General features: G+C 69.2%; 15 protein-coding genes. 14 read left to right on the forward strand and 1 reads right to left on the reverse strand.

The window, feature by feature from the left end:
• Nucleotides 1–256: 256 nt before the first annotated feature.
• Complete coding sequence (locus IO24_RS0130160) at nt 257–1,096, reverse strand: C40 family peptidase (RefSeq protein ID WP_031141106.1); 840 nt, start codon at nt 1,094–1,096, stop codon at nt 257–259.
• Nucleotides 1,097–1,820: 724 nt separating this feature from the next.
• Between IO24_RS0130160 and IO24_RS0130165 the strand changes: the two genes are divergently transcribed.
• The 14 genes from IO24_RS0130165 to nuoN are packed head-to-tail and all read left to right on the forward strand — an operon-like array spanning nt 1,821 to nt 17,859.
• Nucleotides 1,821–2,180 (forward strand): NADH-quinone oxidoreductase subunit A, encoded by a 360-nt coding sequence (locus tag IO24_RS0130165; protein WP_003974383.1) that lies wholly within the window; start codon nt 1,821–1,823, stop codon nt 2,178–2,180.
• A 13-nt stretch (nt 2,181–2,193) separates the two neighbouring features.
• On the forward strand, nt 2,194–2,748 hold the full coding sequence (locus tag IO24_RS0130170) for a NuoB/complex I 20 kDa subunit family protein (RefSeq protein ID WP_031141109.1): 555 nt from the start codon (nt 2,194–2,196) through the stop codon (nt 2,746–2,748).
• Nucleotides 2,745–3,491, forward strand: coding sequence for an NADH-quinone oxidoreductase subunit C (locus tag IO24_RS0130175; RefSeq protein ID WP_031141111.1), 747 nt, complete (start codon nt 2,745–2,747; stop codon nt 3,489–3,491). Before IO24_RS0130170 ends, IO24_RS0130175 begins: the two co-directional genes overlap by 4 nt.
• Nucleotides 3,488–4,810, forward strand: coding sequence for an NADH-quinone oxidoreductase subunit D (locus IO24_RS0130180; RefSeq protein ID WP_031141113.1), 1,323 nt, complete (start codon nt 3,488–3,490; stop codon nt 4,808–4,810). Before IO24_RS0130175 ends, IO24_RS0130180 begins: the two co-directional genes overlap by 4 nt.
• Nucleotides 4,807–5,667, forward strand: a complete 861-nt coding sequence (nuoE, locus tag IO24_RS0130185) for an NADH-quinone oxidoreductase subunit NuoE (protein ID WP_031141115.1) — start codon at nt 4,807–4,809, stop codon at nt 5,665–5,667. Before IO24_RS0130180 ends, nuoE begins: the two co-directional genes overlap by 4 nt.
• Nucleotides 5,667–7,013 carry an NADH-quinone oxidoreductase subunit NuoF gene (nuoF, locus tag IO24_RS0130190; protein ID WP_031141117.1) on the forward strand — a complete coding sequence of 449 codons (1,347 nt, stop codon included), beginning with the start codon at nt 5,667–5,669 and terminating at the stop codon, nt 7,011–7,013. Before nuoE ends, nuoF begins: the two co-directional genes overlap by 1 nt.
• Entirely contained in the window at nt 7,010–9,514 is a 2,505-nt protein-coding gene (locus tag IO24_RS0130195) for an NADH-quinone oxidoreductase subunit G (RefSeq protein WP_031141119.1), read from the forward strand. The genes nuoF and IO24_RS0130195 overlap by 4 nt, the downstream gene beginning before the upstream one ends.
• Nucleotides 9,511–10,887, forward strand: coding sequence for an NADH-quinone oxidoreductase subunit NuoH (gene nuoH / locus IO24_RS0130200; RefSeq protein ID WP_031141121.1), 1,377 nt, complete (start codon nt 9,511–9,513; stop codon nt 10,885–10,887). The genes IO24_RS0130195 and nuoH overlap by 4 nt, the downstream gene beginning before the upstream one ends.
• Complete coding sequence (nuoI, locus tag IO24_RS0130205) at nt 10,880–11,521, forward strand: NADH-quinone oxidoreductase subunit NuoI (RefSeq protein WP_031141123.1); 642 nt, start codon at nt 10,880–10,882, stop codon at nt 11,519–11,521. Before nuoH ends, nuoI begins: the two co-directional genes overlap by 8 nt.
• A complete protein-coding gene (locus tag IO24_RS0130210) occupies nt 11,518–12,360 on the forward strand; it encodes an NADH-quinone oxidoreductase subunit J (protein ID WP_031141124.1) in 843 nt (280 codons plus the stop codon). The genes nuoI and IO24_RS0130210 overlap by 4 nt, the downstream gene beginning before the upstream one ends.
• Nucleotides 12,357–12,656: an NADH-quinone oxidoreductase subunit NuoK gene (nuoK, locus tag IO24_RS0130215; RefSeq protein WP_031141126.1), complete on the forward strand. Its 300-nt coding sequence runs from the start codon at nt 12,357–12,359 to the stop codon at nt 12,654–12,656. The genes IO24_RS0130210 and nuoK overlap by 4 nt, the downstream gene beginning before the upstream one ends.
• Before the next feature lie 15 nt (nt 12,657–12,671).
• The gene (gene nuoL, locus IO24_RS0130220) at nt 12,672–14,636 is read left to right on the forward strand and encodes an NADH-quinone oxidoreductase subunit L (RefSeq protein WP_031141128.1); all 1,965 of its coding nucleotides are present in this window, start codon (nt 12,672–12,674) and stop codon (nt 14,634–14,636) included.
• Nucleotides 14,637–14,641: 5 nt separating this feature from the next.
• Nucleotides 14,642–16,213: an NADH-quinone oxidoreductase subunit M gene (locus IO24_RS0130225; protein ID WP_031141131.1), complete on the forward strand. Its 1,572-nt coding sequence runs from the start codon at nt 14,642–14,644 to the stop codon at nt 16,211–16,213.
• Nucleotides 16,210–17,859 (forward strand): NADH-quinone oxidoreductase subunit NuoN, encoded by a 1,650-nt coding sequence (nuoN, locus tag IO24_RS0130230; protein ID WP_031141133.1) that lies wholly within the window; start codon nt 16,210–16,212, stop codon nt 17,857–17,859. The genes IO24_RS0130225 and nuoN overlap by 4 nt, the downstream gene beginning before the upstream one ends.
• Nucleotides 17,860–17,881: the final 22 nt, after the last annotated feature.

Below are 17,881 nucleotides of genomic sequence, written 5' to 3' on the forward strand. Positions count from 1 at the left end.
CGGCCAGGCCGGGACAATTCGGGCACAAGATGCCGGAGTGACGGGAGCGCACGGTCGGGCCGCGGTGCGAGTGGCCCCCAGAAAGGCCCTGACGGCCCCTGGAGCGGCCCGGAGCCGGGCCGACGGGCGGCGGGGCCCGAACGGCCCCGGACAGGCCGGGAGGGCCGATGCCTCACAGCGGCAACGACCCTCGAGCCCGAACGTACGGATGCGTCAGACGACGCGTGGCGTCACAGGACGCGCAGGACGCGTGGCGTCAGAGGACGCGCACCGCGCCCGACGCCGGGTAGCCCGACAGGTCCTGGATGACGACGCCCTTGGACGGGTTGGCCGCGTCCAGGTACTGACCGTCCCCGATGTAGACACCCACGTGGTACGCGGAGCCCTTGCCGCCCCAGTACAGGATGTCGCCGACCTGGACGCTGGACAGCGGCACGTCGGTGCCGGCCATCGACTGGTCCTGCGAGACGCGCGGCAGGTCCACACCCACCTGCTTGTACGCGGCCTGCACGAGGGAGGAGCAGTCCCAGGCGTTGGGACCGGTGGCGCCCATGACGTAGGCGTCGCCCACCTGGGCCTTGAGGAACGCGATGACCGTCGCGACGCTGCCGCTGGCAGGGGCCGACACGGACGTCGAGGCGGAAGCGGACGCGGAGGCGGAGAGGGTGGCGCGCTCGGCGCTGCGCGTGGCCCGCTCGGCGGCGGCCTTGCGGGCGGCCTCGGCGGCCTTCTTCTTGGCCTCCGCCTTCTTCTTCGCCTCGGCGAGGTCCTTCTTGGCCTCCGCGGCGGCCTTGGCGGCGGCGGCGTCACGCTCGGCGCGCAGCTCGTAGTTCGCGGCGGCCTGCTGGGTGGCGGCCGCGGACTGGGCGACCTGAGCGGACATATCGGCCGTCAGGGTGGGCAGTTCGATGGTCTGCGTCACCGGCTCGGCGGCGTTCGCCGAAGCCGACGCACCCGCCGCTGCCATGCTGAGGACGCCACCGGCAACTCCGGCACGCATGGCGATCGAGGAGGTCGCGCTGCGGCGGGGTTTCCGGTGGCTGCGTATGTGAGCGGTGTGGGACATGGGAATAACCGGTACCAGGGGCTCCTTCATATCTTCAAGAAACGTGTGCTGCGCCACAGTTACTCAATCGGGCCCTCAAAACCCCCGAACGAGGCCCTTTATTGACGCCCTAACGGACATTGCGGGCGCCTCGTGACCGGCCTGTGATCACGGTCTTTGATCAATACGCCCGAATTGCCCCGCGCCTACCACCGGTTGGGTTGATTGGCCAAGCCCCGTTCTCATGGACCTCTCATCCATGTGACGGAGGTCACGCAACGGTTGCCTCGCCGGTCGCGTCCCGGCGCGTAGATCACGGCCGGATCACGAGCTCGCGAAGATCGTGAACGCATGCACGCGTCCACACCTCGCCCCACACGCCCTCTGACGTGTGAACGCGCCTCTATCAAGAGATCAAGTCCATCACCAATTTGCATGCAAGAGAACCCTCTTGATATTGAGACGACCCATCCCACCTGCGGTGACGAGCCAAAATGTCACCTCTCGTGATCACTCGGACGCTTCGCGTGTGAAGATCACCGCTCATCCGACTTCATGATCGATCGTCAGGTGGTGGAGATCACAAAGCTTGTGCAATACCCCGTGTCGCAGATCACAGAGCGTCGGGCATAAGATGCACGCGATTGGGCTTGTGACCTGCTTCACATGTTCTCGATCTTCGCCGGGGCGGGCGGGGTTCGAGGGACAGGTGGGGCGGATGTGAGCCCGACGTAATCCGCCAGCAGTCAGTGCCGACTGAGAGGAGCGAGGAGCGGTGAACGCTTATGCGCCCATCCTCGTACTGGGAGCCCTCGGGGCAGGCTTTGCGATCTTCTCCGTGGTCATGGCCACGTTGATCGGGCCCAAGCGGTACAACCGCGCCAAGCTCGAGGCCTACGAGTGCGGCATCGAGCCGACCCCCACGCCGGCCGGCGGCGGGCGCTTCCCGATCAAGTACTACCTGACGGCGATGCTCTTCATCATCTTCGATATCGAGATCGTCTTCCTCTACCCCTGGGCCGTCACCTTCGACGCCCTGGGGATCTTCGGGCTCGTGGAGATGCTGCTCTTCGTGCTCACCGTCTTCGTCGCGTACGCGTACGTATGGCGGCGCGGCGGCCTGGAATGGGACTGAGGGGCCACAAGTCATGGGACTCGAAGAAAAGCTGCCGAGCGGCTTCCTGCTGACCACCGTCGAGCAGGCCGCGGGCTGGGTGCGCAAGTCGTCGGTCTTCCCGGCCACGTTCGGCCTCGCCTGCTGCGCCATCGAGATGATGACCACCGGCGCCGGGCGCTACGACCTGGCGCGCTTCGGCATGGAGGTCTTCCGGGGTTCGCCCCGCCAGGCGGACCTGATGATCGTCGCCGGCCGGGTGAGCCAGAAGATGGCGCCGGTGCTGCGGCAGGTCTACGACCAGATGCCGAACCCCAAGTGGGTGATCTCCATGGGGGTCTGCGCCTCCTCCGGCGGCATGTTCAACAACTACGCCATCGTCCAGGGCGTCGACCACATCGTGCCGGTCGACATCTACCTCCCCGGCTGCCCGCCCCGGCCGGAGATGCTGCTGGACGCGATCCTCAAGCTCCACCAGAAGATCCAGAGCTCCAAGCTCGGCGTGAACGCCGAGGAGGCGGCCCGCGAGGCGGAGGAAGCGGCGCTCAAGGCGCTGCCCACCATCGAGATGAAGGGGCTGCTGCGGTGAGCGACGCGAACGGCAACGCCGGCGGTGCCAACCCGGAGAAGGACCTCAGCGCGTCCAACCTCCCCGGGCAGCGCGGCCAGGGCGGCGAGGAGATCCGCGTCCAGCGCGGCATGTTCGGCGCCGGCGACGGCGGCGACACCACCGGCTACGGCGGCCTGGTCCGCTCGGTCCGGCTCCCGGGACCGGCGACCCGCCCCTACGGCGGCTGGTTCGACGAGGTCGCCGACGAACTCGAGGGGGCGCTGGAGGAGCAGGGACTGGTCCCCGGCAACGCCATCGAGAGGACGGTCGTCGACCGCGACGAGCTGACCTTCCACATCGAGCGCGAGCACCTGGTCCGCGTCGCCCGCACCCTGCGCGACGACCCGGCGCTGCGCTTCGAGCTGTGCACCGGCGTCAGCGGCGTGCACTACCCGAACGACAAGGGCCGCGAGCTGCACGCCGTCTACCACCTGCGCTCGATCACCCACAACCGGGTGATCCGCCTGGAGGTCAGCGCCCCCGACAGCGACCCGCACATCCCGTCGCTGTTCTCGGTCTACCCGACGAACGACTGGCACGAGCGCGAGACGTACGACTTCTTCGGAATCGTCTTCGACGGCCACCCCGCCCTGACGCGGATCATGATGCCGGACGACTGGCAGGGCTTTCCGCAGCGCAAGGACTACCCCCTCGGCGGCATCCCCGTCGAGTACAAGGGCGCCCAGATCCCGGCTCCGGACCAGCGGAGGTCGTACTCATGAGCACTTCGCACGCCTCCCCTCGGGAGACCACAGAGGGCACCGTCTACACGGTCACCGGCGGCGACTGGGACGAGGTCGTCCAGTCCGCCGCCCGCGCCGACGACGAGCGCATCGTCGTCAACATGGGCCCGCAGCACCCCTCCACGCACGGTGTGCTCCGGCTGATCCTGGAGATCGAGGGCGAGACCGTCACCGAGGCCCGCTGCGGAATCGGTTATCTGCACACCGGCATCGAGAAGAACCTCGAGTACCGGACGTGGACCCAGGGCACCACGTTCGTGACGCGCATGGACTACCTGACGCCGTTCTTCAACGAGACGGCGTACTGCCTCGGCGTCGAGAAGCTCCTCGGCATCGAGGACCAGATCCCGGACCGGGCCTCGATCATCCGCGTGCTCCTGATGGAGCTCAACCGGCTCTCCTCGCATCTGGTGTGCATCGCCACCGGCGGCATGGAGCTCGGCGCGACCACGATCATGATCTACGGATTCCGTGATCGTGAACTCATTCTCGATATCTACGAGCTGATCACCGGCCTGCGGATGAACCACGCGTACATCCGCCCCGGCGGACTCGCCCAGGACCTGCCGCCCGGCGCGGTGGACCAGATCCGCGAGTTCGTGAAGAAGATGAGGAAGAACCTCCCGGAGTACGACAAGCTCGCCACCGGGAACCCCATCTTCAAGGCCCGTATGCAGGACGTCGGCTATCTCGACCTGGCCGGCTGCATGGCCCTCGGCGCGACGGGCCCGGTCCTGCGCTCCACCGGCCTGCCGCACGACCTGCGCAAGGCCCAGCCGTACTGCGGCTACGAGACGTACGACTTCGAGATCCCGACCGCCGACACCTGCGACTCCTACGGCCGGTTCCTCATCCGGCTGGAGGAGATGCGCCAGTCCCTCCGGATCGTCGAGCAGTGCCTGGACCGGCTCCAGCCCGGCCCGGTCATGGTCGCCGACAAGAAGATCGCCTGGCCGGCCCAGCTCGCCCTGGGCCCCGACGGACTCGGCAACTCCCTCGACCACATCAAGAAGATCATGGGCACGTCCATGGAGGCCCTGATCCACCACTTCAAGCTGGTCACCGAGGGCTTCCGCGTCCCGCCGGGACAGGCGTACGCGGCGGTCGAGTCGCCCAAGGGCGAGCTCGGGGTGCACGTCGTGTCCGACGGCGGCACCCGCCCCTACCGGGTCCACTTCCGCGACCCGTCCTTCACCAACCTGCAGGCCATGGCGGCGATGTGCGAGGGCGGCCAGGTCGCCGACGTCATCGTCGCCGTCGCGTCCATCGACCCCGTGATGGGAGGCGTCGACCGGTGACCACATCGTCTTCCGAGCGGGGCGTCAGCCTGGGCATGCCCGAACTGCCCGCCCCCGCCTACCCGGACGACGTCCGGGCCCGTCTGGAGACGGACGCGCGCGAGATCATCGCCCGCTACCCGGACTCCCGGTCCGCCCTCCTGCCGCTGCTGCACCTCGTGCAGGCCGAAGAAGGGCACGTGACCCGCACCGGCATGCGGTTCTGCGCGGACGTGCTCGGCCTGACCACCGCCGAGGTCACCGCGGTCGCCACCTTCTACACCATGTACCGCCGCCGGCCGAGCGGCGACTACCAGGTGGGGGTGTGCACCAACACTCTGTGCGCCGTGATGGGCGGCGACGCGATCTTCGAGGAGCTCCAGGAGCACCTCGGCGTCGGCAACGGCGAGACCACCGGCGACGGCAAGGTCACCCTGGAGCACATCGAGTGCAACGCGGCCTGCGACTTCGCGCCGGTCGTGATGGTCAACTGGGAGTTCTTCGACAACCAGACCCCGGCCACCGCCAAGCGCCTCGTCGACGACCTGCGCGCCGGACGCCCGGTCACACCCACGCGTGGGGCGCCCGTCTGCACCTTCAAAGAGACCGCCCGGATCCTGGCCGGCTTCCCCGACGAGCGGGACGGGGCCGTCGAGTCCGGGGGAAGCGCGGGACCCGCCTCCCTGATCGGCCTGAAGCTCGCCAAGGGGGAGACCTCCCCCGCGCGCGTGGTGCACCCGCGCGGTGAGGCGGCCCGCACCGGGGCACCGCACGAGCCGTCACCGACGGAGCACCTGAGCTCGCACGACGCGCCGCAGGACACGTCGGCCTCCGACCCGGCCCACCCGGCCGGGCCCACCGCCGAGGAGGGGGAGTGATGACCTTGGCACCCGAGCTGAAAGACACGAGCCCCGAGAAGCTGCTCGCACCGGTGCTGTCGGCCTTCTGGGACGAGGACAGGTCCTGGACGCTGGACGTCTACCGGCGGCACGACGGGTACGAAGGGCTGCGCAAGGCGCTCGCCATGTCTCCGGACGACCTGATCGCGTACGTCAAGGACTCCGGTCTGCGCGGGCGCGGCGGCGCGGGATTCCCCACGGGCATGAAGTGGCAGTTCATTCCGCAAGGGGATGGAAAGCCGCACTATCTCGTTGTCAACGCCGACGAGTCGGAGCCGGGGACGTGCAAGGACATCCCGCTCCTCTTCGCGAACCCGCACAGCCTCATCGAGGGCATGATCATCGCGTGCTACGCCATCAGGTCGTCGCATGCCTTCATCTATCTGCGTGGTGAAGTCGTCCCGGTGCTGCGGCGGTTGCACTCGGCCGTGCGCGAGGCGTACGAGGCCGGCTTCCTCGGCGAGAACATCCAGGGCAGCGGACTGAACCTCGACATCACCGTGCACGCGGGCGCGGGCGCGTACATCTGCGGTGAGGAGACCGCACTGCTGGACTCGCTCGAAGGCCGCCGGGGGCAGCCGCGGCTTCGTCCCCCCTTCCCTGCCGTCGCGGGCCTCTACGCGTGCCCGACTGTGGTGAACAACGTCGAATCGATCGCGTCGGTTCCCGCGATCCTTCAGCGGGGCAAGGAGTGGTTCCGGTCGATGGGGAGTGAGAAGTCGCCCGGCTTCACGCTCTACTCCCTCTCCGGTCACGTCGCCAGTCCCGGCCAGTACGAGGCGCCGCTCGGGATCACGCTCCGCCAGCTCCTCGACATGAGCGGCGGGATGCGCCCCGGGCACCGCCTCAAGTTCTGGACGCCGGGCGGCTCCTCGACCCCGATGTTCACCGACGAGCATCTCGACGTCCCTCTTGATTACGAAGGAGTGGGCGCCGCGGGTTCCATGCTCGGCACCAAAGCTCTCCAGTGCTTCGACGAGACGACCTGCGTGGTCCGTGCCGTCACGCGCTGGACCGAGTTCTACGCCCACGAGTCCTGCGGCAAGTGCACACCCTGCCGCGAAGGCACCTACTGGCTCGTGCAGTTGCTGCGCGACATCGAGGCCGGGAAGGGACAGATGTCCGACCTCGACAAGCTGAACGACATCGCCGACAACATCAACGGCAAGTCCTTCTGCGCCCTCGGCGACGGCGCCGCCTCGCCGATCTTCTCCTCGCTGAAGTACTTCCGCGAGGAGTACGAGCAGCACATCACGGGCCGGGGCTGTCCCTTCGACCCGGCCAAGTCGACGGCCTGGGCCGACCGCACGGAGGTGAACGCATGACCGTGACCACCAGCTCTCCCTCCGGCGGGGGAGAGGCGGCGGTCCCGCCGGAGGACCTCGTGTCGCTGACGATCGACGGCGCGGAGATCAGCGTGCCCAAGGGCACCCTGGTCATCCGGGCCGCCGAGCAGCTCGGCATCGAGATCCCTCGGTTCTGCGACCACCCCCTGCTCGACCCGGCCGGCGCCTGCCGCCAGTGCATCGTCGAGGTCGAGGGCCAGCGCAAGCCCATGGCGTCCTGCACCATCACCTGCACCGACGGCATGGTGGTCAAGACCCATCTCACCTCCCCGGTCGCGGAGAAGGCCCAGAAGGGTGTGATGGAGCTCCTGCTCATCAACCACCCGCTGGACTGCCCGGTCTGCGACAAGGGCGGCGAGTGCCCGCTGCAGAACCAGGCCATGTCGCACGGCGACGCCGACTCCCGCTTCGAGGGCCGCAAGCGGACCTACGAGAAGCCCGTCCCGATCTCCACGCAGGTGCTGCTCGACCGCGAGCGGTGCGTGCTGTGCGCCCGCTGCACCCGGTTCTCCAACCAGGTCGCGGGCGACCCGATGATCGAGCTGATCGAGCGGGGCGCGCTCCAGCAGGTCGGCACCGGCGAGGGCGACCCGTTCGAGTCGTATTTCTCCGGCAACACCATCCAGATCTGCCCGGTCGGCGCGCTGACCTCGGCGGCGTACCGATTCCGCTCCCGTCCCTTCGACCTGGTCTCCTCCCCGTCGGTGTGCGAGCACTGCTCGGGCGGCTGCGCCACGCGCACCGACCACCGGCGCGGCAAGGTCATGCGGCGGCTCGCCGCCGAGGACCCCGAGGTCAACGAGGAGTGGATCTGCGACAAGGGGCGCTTCGGGTTCCGGTACGCGCAGCAGCGCGACCGGCTCGAGACGCCGATGGTGCGCAACGCCGAGGGCGAGCTGGAACCGGCCTCCTGGCCGGAGGCGCTGCAGATCGCGGCCCAGGGGCTGCTGGCCTCCCGGGGCCGCACCGGGGTCCTGACCGGCGGCCGCCTCACCATCGAGGACGCCTACGCCTACAGCAAGTTCGCGCGCGTGGCGCTCGACACCAACGACATCGACTTCCGCGCGCGCGTGCACAGCGGTGAGGAGGCCGACTTCCTCGCCGCCCGGATCGCCGGACGCGGCCGGGACCTCGACGGCACGGGCGTCACCTACACCGCGCTGGAGAAGGCACCGGCCGTCCTGCTGGTCGGGTTCGAGGCGGAGGAGGAGGCGCCCGGCGTCTTCCTGCGGCTGCGCAAGGCCTGGCGCAAGCACGGGCAGCGGACCTTCTCGCTGGCCACACACACCACCCGGGGCCTGGAGAAGGCCGGCGGCACGCTGCTGTCGGCCGCTCCCGGCACCGAGACCGAGTGGCTGGACGCGCTCGCGGACGGTGCCGGCCTGGAGGGCGACGGTGCGCTCGCCGCCGAGGCGCTGCGCGCCGAGGGTGCGGTGATCGTCGTCGGAGAGCGGCTGGCCGCTGTGGCCGGCGGGCTCACCGCCGCCGCACGCACCGCCTCCGCGACCGGTGCCCGGCTGGTGTGGATGCCGCGCCGGGCCGGGGAACGCGGCGCGATCGAGGCGGGCGCGCTGCCGTCGCTGCTGCCGGGCGGACGCCCGGCCACCGATCCGCGCGCGCGTGACGAGGTCGCCGGCGTCTGGGGCGTGGCCGGTCTCCCGCACCGCTACGGCCGTGACACCGACCAGATCGTGGAGGCCGCCGCGACCGGAGAGCTCCAGGCCCTCCTGGTGGCGGGCGTGGAGATCGCCGACCTGCCCGACCCGGCACGCGCGCGTGCGGCGCTCGACGAGGTGGGCTTCCTGGTCTCCCTGGAACTGCGGCCGAGCGAGGTCAGCCGCAAGGCCGACGTGGTCCTGCCCGTCGCCGCGGTCGCCGAGAAGGCCGGCACCTTCCTCAACTGGGAAGGCCGGATCCGCTTCTTCGAGGCCGCGCTCAAACCCGACCAGATGACTCGCCGCCCCGCGCCCACCGACGCGCGCGTGCTGCAGATGCTGGCCGACGCCATGGACGTCCACCTCGGACTGCCGGACCTGCGCACCGTACGCGGCGAGATCGACCGGCTCGGCGCCTGGGACGGCCCGCGGGCCACCGAACCCCTGGAGACCGCGGCCGCGCTGCCGCGGCCGGCCGCCGGGGAAGCCGTACTGGCCGGGCACCGGCTGCTGCTGGACCAGGGCCTCCTCCAGCAGGGTGACGAGGCACTCGCCGGCACCCGGCACGCCGCCCGCGCGCGGGTGTCGTCCGCGACGGCCGCCGAAGCGGGCGTCAAGGACGGCGACCTGCTCGCGGTCACCGGCCCCCGGGGAGTCGTGGAACTCCCGCTCCAGATCGGTGACATGCCCGACCGGGTGGTGTGGCTGCCGCTCAACTCCACCGGCGGCGGCGTCGCCTCCGACACCGGGGCGCGGCCCGGCTCCCTCGTCCGCATCGGCCCGGCGACGCTCGCCGGCGAGGCCCCCAAGGAGGTGGAGGCATGAGCCCGTACCTCGCCGCAGAAGACCTCTCGATGTTCGGCACCGACCCCTGGTGGCTGGTCGTCATCAAGGCGGTGTTCTGCTTCGCCTTCCTGATGGTGACCGTGCTGGTCTCCATCGTGATGGAGCGCAAGGTCGTCGCCTGGATGCAGCTGCGCATCGGCCCCAACCGGCACGGTCCCTGGGGCATGCTCCAGTCGCTCGCCGACGGCATCAAACTGATGCTGAAGGAGGACGTGATCGTCAAGCGCGCGGACAAGGTGGTGTACGTCCTCGCGCCGGTCATCGCGGCGATCCCGGCCTTCATGGCGATCGCGGTGATCCCCTTCGGCCCGGCCGGCAACGAGATCTCGATCTTCGGCCAGCGCACCACGATGCAGCTCACCGACCTGCCGATCGCGATGCTCTACATCCTCGCGGTCGCCTCGGTCGGCATCTACGGCATCGTGCTGGCGGGCTGGAGCTCCGGCTCGACGTACCCGCTGCTGGGCGGCCTGCGCTCCTGCGCGCAGATGATCTCCTACGAGATCGCGATGGGCGCCGCCTTCGCCTCCGTGTTCCTCTACTCGGGGTCGATGTCGACGTCGACGATCGTCGAGCAGCAGGCCGACCGCTGGTACATCGTGCTGCTGCCCGTCTCCTTCATCATCTACATCGTGACGATGGTCGGTGAGACCAACCGCGCCCCCTTCGACATGCCGGAGTCCGAGGGCGACCTGGTAGGCGGCTTCAACACCGAGTACTCGTCGATCAAGTTCGCGATGTTCATGCTCGCCGAGTACGTCAACATGGTGACCGTCTCGGCCGTCGCCACCACGCTGTTCCTCGGCGGCTGGCGGGCCCCCTGGCCGATCAGCACCTTCTGGGAGGGCGCCAACCACGGCTGGTGGCCGCTGCTCTGGTTCACGGTCAAGGTCCAGCTGCTGCTGTTCATGTTCATCTGGATCCGCGGCACCCTCCCGCGTGTCCGCTACGACCAGCTGATGAAGCTCGGCTGGAAGGTCCTCATCCCGGTCTCACTGGTGTGGCTGATGCTCGTCGCGAGCGTCCGGGCCTTCCGCAACGAGGGCTACGACTTCGCCGACATCGCCCTCTACGTGGGGGGCGGCGTCCTCGCCCTGCTGCTGCTCTCCTTCGTCGCCGACATGTTCCGCGAGAAGGCCCAGAAGGCCGAACAGCCGGCCGAGGCCCCGGCCGCCTTCGACCCGATGGCGGGCGGGTTCCCCGTACCGCCCCTGCCCGGACAGGAACTTCCACCGGTCCCGCGCCGCCGCTCGCGCCGCGAGCGGGAGCTGATTGTCAGTGGTGGGCCCGATACTCAGAGTGACGGATCTCTGGGCGGAACTACGGATGGAAAGGAGGCGTCCGATGACTGAGGAACCCAAGGACACCAAGCCCGGTTTCCAGAACCCCGTGGCCGGCTTCGGCGTGACCTTCAAGGCCATGTTCAAGAAGCGTCTGACCGAGCAGTACCCGGAGCAGCAGAAGACCACGGCTCCGCGCTTCCACGGACGGCACCAGCTCAACCGCCATCCGGACGGCCTGGAGAAGTGCGTCGGCTGCGAGCTGTGCGCCTGGGCCTGCCCCGCCGACGCGATCTACGTGGAGGGCGCGGACAACACCGACGAGGAGCGCTACTCGCCGGGCGAGCGCTACGGCCGCGTTTACCAGATCAACTACGCCCGCTGCATCCTGTGCGGCCTGTGCATCGAGGCCTGCCCCACCCGCGCGCTCACGATGACCAACGAGTTCGAACTGGCCGACTCCAGCCGGGCCAACCTCATCTACACCAAGGAGCAGCTGCTCGCCGGTCTCGAGGAGGGCATGGTCGACTCGCCCCACGCCATCTACCCCGGGACGGACGAACAGGACTACTACCGGGGCCTGGTGACGGAGGCCGCGCCCGGCACCGAGCAGCAGGCCACCCACTCCGAGGGCGAGGTCGTGCAGGAGGCCGACTCGACCTTCGGCGGGACGGAACCGGCGTCGGGGAAGGTGGCCGGCCGATGACCACCCAGCTCGCCGCCTACTCCACCTCCACCGGAGAGGCCGTCCAGTTCTGGATCCTCGGCACCGTCGCGGTGATCGGCGCCCTGTGCACCATCCTCATGAAGAGGGCCGTGCACAGCGCGCTCTGCCTCGCCGGCACCATGATCATCCTGGCGGTGTTCTACCTCGCCAACGGCGCCTACTTCCTGGGCGTCGTGCAGATCGTCGTCTACACCGGCGCGATCATGATGCTGTTCCTGTTCGTCGTGATGCTCGTCGGCGTCACCGCCGCGGACTCCCTGAAGGAGACCATCAAGGGCCAGCGCTGGCTGGCCCTGGTGTGCGGACTCGGCTTCGGCGTCCTGCTGACGGCCGGGATCGGCAACGCGTCCCTGAAGGAGTTCAACGGCATCGGCCAGGCGAACGCCGGGGGCAACGTGGAGGGCCTGGCAGCCCTCCTCTTCACCAAGTACGTCTTCGCGTTCGAGATCACCGGCGCCCTGCTCATCACGGCCGCCGTCGGCGCCATGGTGCTCACCCACCGCGAGCGCACCGAGCGCGCCAAGACGCAGCGGGAGCTCTCCGAGGAGCGCGTCCGCGAGGGCAAGCAGCTGCCGCCGCTGCCGGCGCCCGGTGTGTACGCCCGTCACAACGCGGTCGACATCGCGGGCCTGCTGCCCGACGGCACACCGTCCGACCTCACCGTCAGCAAGACCCTGCGCGAGCGCGGCCAGATCCGTGACGTCTCACAGGAGGCGATCAACGACCTCAAGGCCCTGGAGCAGCGGTCCGAGGAGAGGCTGGAGCGCCGGGCGGTCGGGCCGGCGAAGTTCCAGCGGTCCGAGGAGGCGTCGAAGTGAACCCCGTCAACTACCTCTATCTCGCGGCCCTGTTGTTCACGATCGGCGCCACCGGCGTGCTGATCAGGCGCAACGCGATCGTCGTGTTCATGTGCATCGAGCTCATGCTCAACGCCTGCAACCTCGCGTTCGTCGCCTTCTCCCGGATGCACGGCAACCTCGACGGCCAGGTCATCGCCTTCTTCACGATGGTGGTCGCCGCCGCCGAGGTCGTGGTCGGGCTCGCGATCATCGTGTCCCTGTTCCGTGCCCGCCACTCGGCCTCGGTCGACGACGCCAGCCTGATGAAGCTGTAAGGGGTCGGAAGAATCGTGGAGAACCTCATTGCGCTGCTGGTGGCGGCGCCCTTGCTCGGAGCGGCGGTCCTGCTGTGCGGCGGGCGGCGGCTGGACGCCGTCGGCCACTGGATCGGCACCCTGCTCGCGGCCGTCTCCTTCGTGCTCGGCCTGGTGCTGTTCACCGACATGCTGGGGAAGAGCGCCGACCACCGGGAGATGGGCCAGCACCTGTTCAGCTGGATCCCGGTCGAGGGCTTCCAGGCGGACGTCGCCTTCCAGCTCGACCAGCTGTCCATGACGTTCGTGCTGCTGATCACGGGCGTCGGATCACTGATCCACCTGTACTCGATCGGGTACATGGAGCACGACGAGCGGCGCCGCCGCTTCTTCGGCTATCTGAACCTGTTCCTCGCGGCGATGCTGATCCTCGTCCTCGCCGACAACTACCTGCTGCTGTACGTCGGCTGGGAGGGCGTCGGTCTCGCCTCCTACCTGCTGATCGGCTTCTGGCAGCACAAGCCCAGCGCCGCCACGGCCGCGAAGAAGGCCTTCCTGGTCAACCGCGTCGGCGACATGGGCCTGTCCATCGCGATCATGCTGATGTTCCTGTGGTTCGGCACCTTCGCGTTCGGCCCGGTGCTCGGCAGCCACGCGGAGGCGGGGCTCGCCGGTGCCGCCGGTGAGGACAAGCTCACCGCCATCGCCCTGATGCTGCTGCTCGCCGCCTGCGGCAAGTCCGCCCAGGTGCCGCTGCAGTCCTGGCTCGGGGACGCGATGGAGGGCCCCACCCCGGTGTCGGCCCTCATCCACGCCGCGACCATGGTGACCGCGGGCGTCTACCTGATCGTCCGCTCCGCGGCCGTCTTCAACGGTGCTCCGGACGCGCAGCTGGTCGTCACCATCGTCGGCGCGGTCACGCTCCTGTTCGGTGCGATCGTCGGTTGCGCGAAGGACGACATCAAGAAGGCGCTGGCCGGCTCGACCATGTCGCAGATCGGCTACATGATCCTCGCCGCCGGCCTCGGCCCCATCGGCTACGTCTTCGCGATCATGCACCTGGTGACGCACGGCTTCTTCAAGGCCGGCCTGTTCCTCGGCGCCGGCTCGGTCATGCACGGCATGAACGACGAGGTCGACATGCGCCGCTACGGCGGACTGCGGAAGTACATGCCGGTCACCTTCGTCACCTTCGGCCTCGGCTACCTGGCCATCATCGGCTTCCCGGGCCTGTCCGGGTTCTTCTCCAAGGACAAGATCATCGAGGCGGCGTTCGCCAAGGGCGGCACCGAGGGCTGGATCCTCGGCGCCTGCGCTCTGCTCGGCGCGGCCATCACCGCGTTCTACATGACGCGCGTGATGCTGATGACGTTCTTCGGCGAGGAGCGCTGGCGCAACGCCCCGACGCCGTCCCCGGCCCGGCCGGACGTGGAGCCCGCCGCCGAGACGCGCGGCGAGTACACCCCTCCCCACCCGCACGAGTCGCCCAAGGTGATGACGATCCCGATGATCGTGCTGGCCGTCGGGTCGGTCGCGGGCGGCGCGTTCTTCAGCATCGGCGACCGGTTCATGCACTGGCTGGAGCCGATCACCGGGCACAGCCACGGCAACCCGCCGATCAGCGCGGGCGTGGTCACCGGCGCGACCGTCGCGTGCATGATCATCGGCGTCGCCCTCGCCTGGGCCCAGTACGGCCGCCGTCCGGTCCCGGCCGTCGCCCCGCGCGGCTCGCTGCTCACCCGGGCCGCCCGGCGCGACCTGCTCCAGGACGACTTCAACCACGTCGTCCTCGTCCGCGGCGGCGAGCACCTCACGCGGTCCCTGGTCTACGTCGACCACACCCTGGTCGACGGCGTCGTCAACGGCACGGCGGCCTCGGTCGGCGGCCTGTCCGGGCGGATGCGCAGGCTGCAGAACGGCTTCGCCCGCTCCTACGCGGTCTCGATGTTCGGGGGTGCGGCGGTCATCGTCGCCGCGACCCTGCTGATGAGGGCGGTCTGATACCGATGTCCTTTCCTCTGCTGACAGTGACAGCGGCGCTCCCGGCCATCGGAGCGATCGCCACGGCCGCCGTACCGGCCGCGAAGCGCACCGCGGCCAAGTGGCTGGCGCTGCTCTTCTCGCTCGCCACGCTCGTCCTGGCGATCACCGTCCTGGTCCGCTTCGACCCGGACGGCGACCGCTACCAGCTCACCGAGTCCCACGCCTGGATCGCCGACTTCGGCGTCCGTTACGAACTGGGTGTGGACGGCATCGGGGTGGCGCTGATCGCCCTGACCGCCCTGCTGATCCCGTTCATCATCCTCGCGGGCTGGCACGACGCCGACCCTCTGGAGACCGGCAGCAGCCGCTGGCGGCCGACGCAGGGCTTCTTCGCCCTGATCCTCGCCGTCGAGGCGATGGTGATCCTCTCCTTCGAGGCCACCGACGTCTTCCTCTTCTACATCTTCTTCGAAGCCATGCTGATCCCGATGTACTTCCTCATCGGCGGCTTCGGGGACCGTGCCCACGAGCACGGCGAGAAGGCGGCGGCGACGCAACGGTCGTACGCGGCGGTGAAGTTCCTCCTCTACAACCTGGCCGGCGGTCTGATCATGCTGGCCGCGGTGATCGGCCTGTACGTGGTCGCCGGGAACTTCTCGCTCCAGGAGATCGCCGAGGCCCGCGCCAACGGCACGCTCGACATGGCGACCAGCACCGAACGGTGGCTGTTCCTCGGCTTCTTCTTCGCCTTCGCGGTGAAGGCGCCGCTGTGGCCGCTGCACACCTGGCTGCCCAACGCCATGCAGGAGTCCACCGCCCCGGTCGCCGTGCTCATCACGGCGGTCGTCGACAAGGTCGGCACCTTCGCGATGCTCCGCTTCTGCCTCCAGCTCTTCCCGGAAGCCAGCAAGTGGGCCACACCCGTGATCCTCGTCCTCGCCCTGATCAGCATCATCTACGGGGCGCTGCTCGCGGTCGGCCAGCGGGACATCAAGCGCCTGATCGCCTACGCGTCCATCTCCCACTTCGGCTTCATCATCATGGGCATCTTCGCGATGACCAGCCAGGGCCAGTCCGGCGCGACGCTCTACATGATCAACCACGGCATCTCGACGGCCGCGCTGATGCTGGTGGCGGGCTTCCTGATCTCCCGGCGCGGCTCGCGGCTCATCGCCGACTACGGCGGAGTGCAGAAGGTCGCCCCGGTGCTCGCCGGCACGTTCCTGATCGGCAGCCTGGCGACGCTGTCGCTGCCGGGGCTGGCACCGTTCGTCAGTGAGTTCCTGGTCCTGGTCGGCACGTTCACGCGCTACCCGGTGATCGGCATCATCGCCACCTTCGGCATCGTCCTCGCCGCGCTCTACACCCTCGTCCTCTACCAGCGGACGATGACCGGCCCGGTGAAACCGGAGGTCTCCGCGATGCCGGACCTCAGGATGCGGGAGCTCGTGGTCGTCACCCCGCTGGTCGTCCTGCTGATCTTCCTGGGCGTCTACCCGAAGCCCCTCACGCAGATCATCGATCCGGCGGTCAAGCAGACCATGTCCGACGTACAGAAGAAGGACCCCCAGCCCGAGGTGGAGGCGGCCAAGTGAGCGCAACAGCCGTCCACAGCCTGTGGACAACCGCGGCCGACCCGATCACCAAGATCGACGCGCCGAAGTTCGAGTACGGACAGTTGTCGCCGACCCTGATCGTCGTCGGCGCGGCGATCATCGGGATCCTGATCGAGGCGTTCGTCCCGCGAAAGTCGCGTTACTACGCCCAGATGTTCGTGTCCGTCGTCGCGCTCGCCGCCGCCTTCGCCGCGGTCGTGGCGCTCGCGGCCGACGGGTACGGCACGACCAAGGCGCGCATCGCGGCGATGGGCGCGATCGCCGTCGACGGTCCCGCCCTGTTCCTGCAGGGCACGATCCTGCTGACGGCGATGGTGGGCCTGTTCACCTTCGCCGAGCGGCGCCTCGACCCGGTGGTGCACGGCAACCGCGTCGACTCCTTCGCCGCGCAGGCCGCGTCCGTGCCGGGCAGCGAGAGCGAGAAGGCCGCGGTCAAGGCCGGGTTCACCACCACCGAGGTGTTCCCGCTGCTGCTGTTCGCCGTCGCCGGCATGCTGATCTTCCCGGCGGCCAACGACCTGCTGACGCTGTTCGTCGCGCTGGAGGTCCTCTCCCTGCCGCTGTACCTGCTGTGTGCGCTGGCCCGCCGCAAGCGGCTCATGTCGCAGGAGGCGGCGGTCAAGTACTTCCTGCTCGGCGCCTTCGCCTCCGCGTTCACCCTGTTCGGCATCGCCCTGCTCTACGGCTACGCGGGCTCGATGTCGTACGCGACGATCGCGCAGGTCGTCGAGGGCACCGTGCAGGACGTCAACCCGGCGCTCGCCGACACCATGGGCAACGACGCGCTGCTGCTGATCGGCGCCGCGCTGCTGGTGATGGGCCTGCTGTTCAAGGTGGGCGCGGTGCCCTTCCACATGTGGACGCCGGACGTGTACCAGGGCGCGCCGACGCCGGTGACCGGGTTCATGGCGGCGGCGACGAAGGTGGCGGCGTTCGGCGCGCTGCTGCGGCTGCTGTACGTCGTGCTGCCCGGTCTGCGCTGGGACTGGCGGCCGGTCATGTGGGCCGTGGCCATCGTCACCATGCTGGGCGGTGCGATCGTCGCGATCACGCAGACGGACATCAAGCGGCTGCTGGCGTACTCGTCGATCGCGCACGCCGGGTTCATCCTCGCGGGTGTCATCGCGACCACGCCCGACGGCGTCTCGTCGGTGCTGTTCTACCTGGCGGCGTACTCGTTCGTGACGATCGGCGCCTTCGCGGTGGTCACCCTGGTCCGCGACGCGGGCGGTGAGGCGACGCACCTGTCCAAGTGGGCGGGACTCGGCCGGCGCTCGCCGCTGGTGGCCGCCGTGTTCGCGGTGTTCCTGCTGGCCTTCGCGGGCATTCCGCTGACGTCCGGCTTCTCCGGGAAGTTCGCCGTGTTCAAGGCGGCGGCGGAGGGCGGGGCCGCCCCGCTCGTCGTCATCGGTGTGATCTCGTCGGCGATCGCGGCGTTCTTCTACATCCGCGTCATCGTGCTGATGTTCTTCAGCGAGCCGCGGCCGGAGGGCCCGACGGTGGCCGTGCCGTCGCCGCTGACGATGACGGCGATCGGGGTGGGCGTGGCGGTCACGCTGGTGCTCGGTGTGGCACCGCAGTACTTCCTGGATCTGGCGGGACAGGCGGGCGTGTTCGTGCGCTGACGTCTCCGTACGCCTCGGTGGG

Origin of the sequence: Streptomyces flavovariabilis (assembly GCF_000725785.1) — a bacterium.
Classification (GTDB): Bacteria; Actinomycetota; Actinomycetes; order Streptomycetales; family Streptomycetaceae; genus Streptomyces; species Streptomyces hawaiiensis.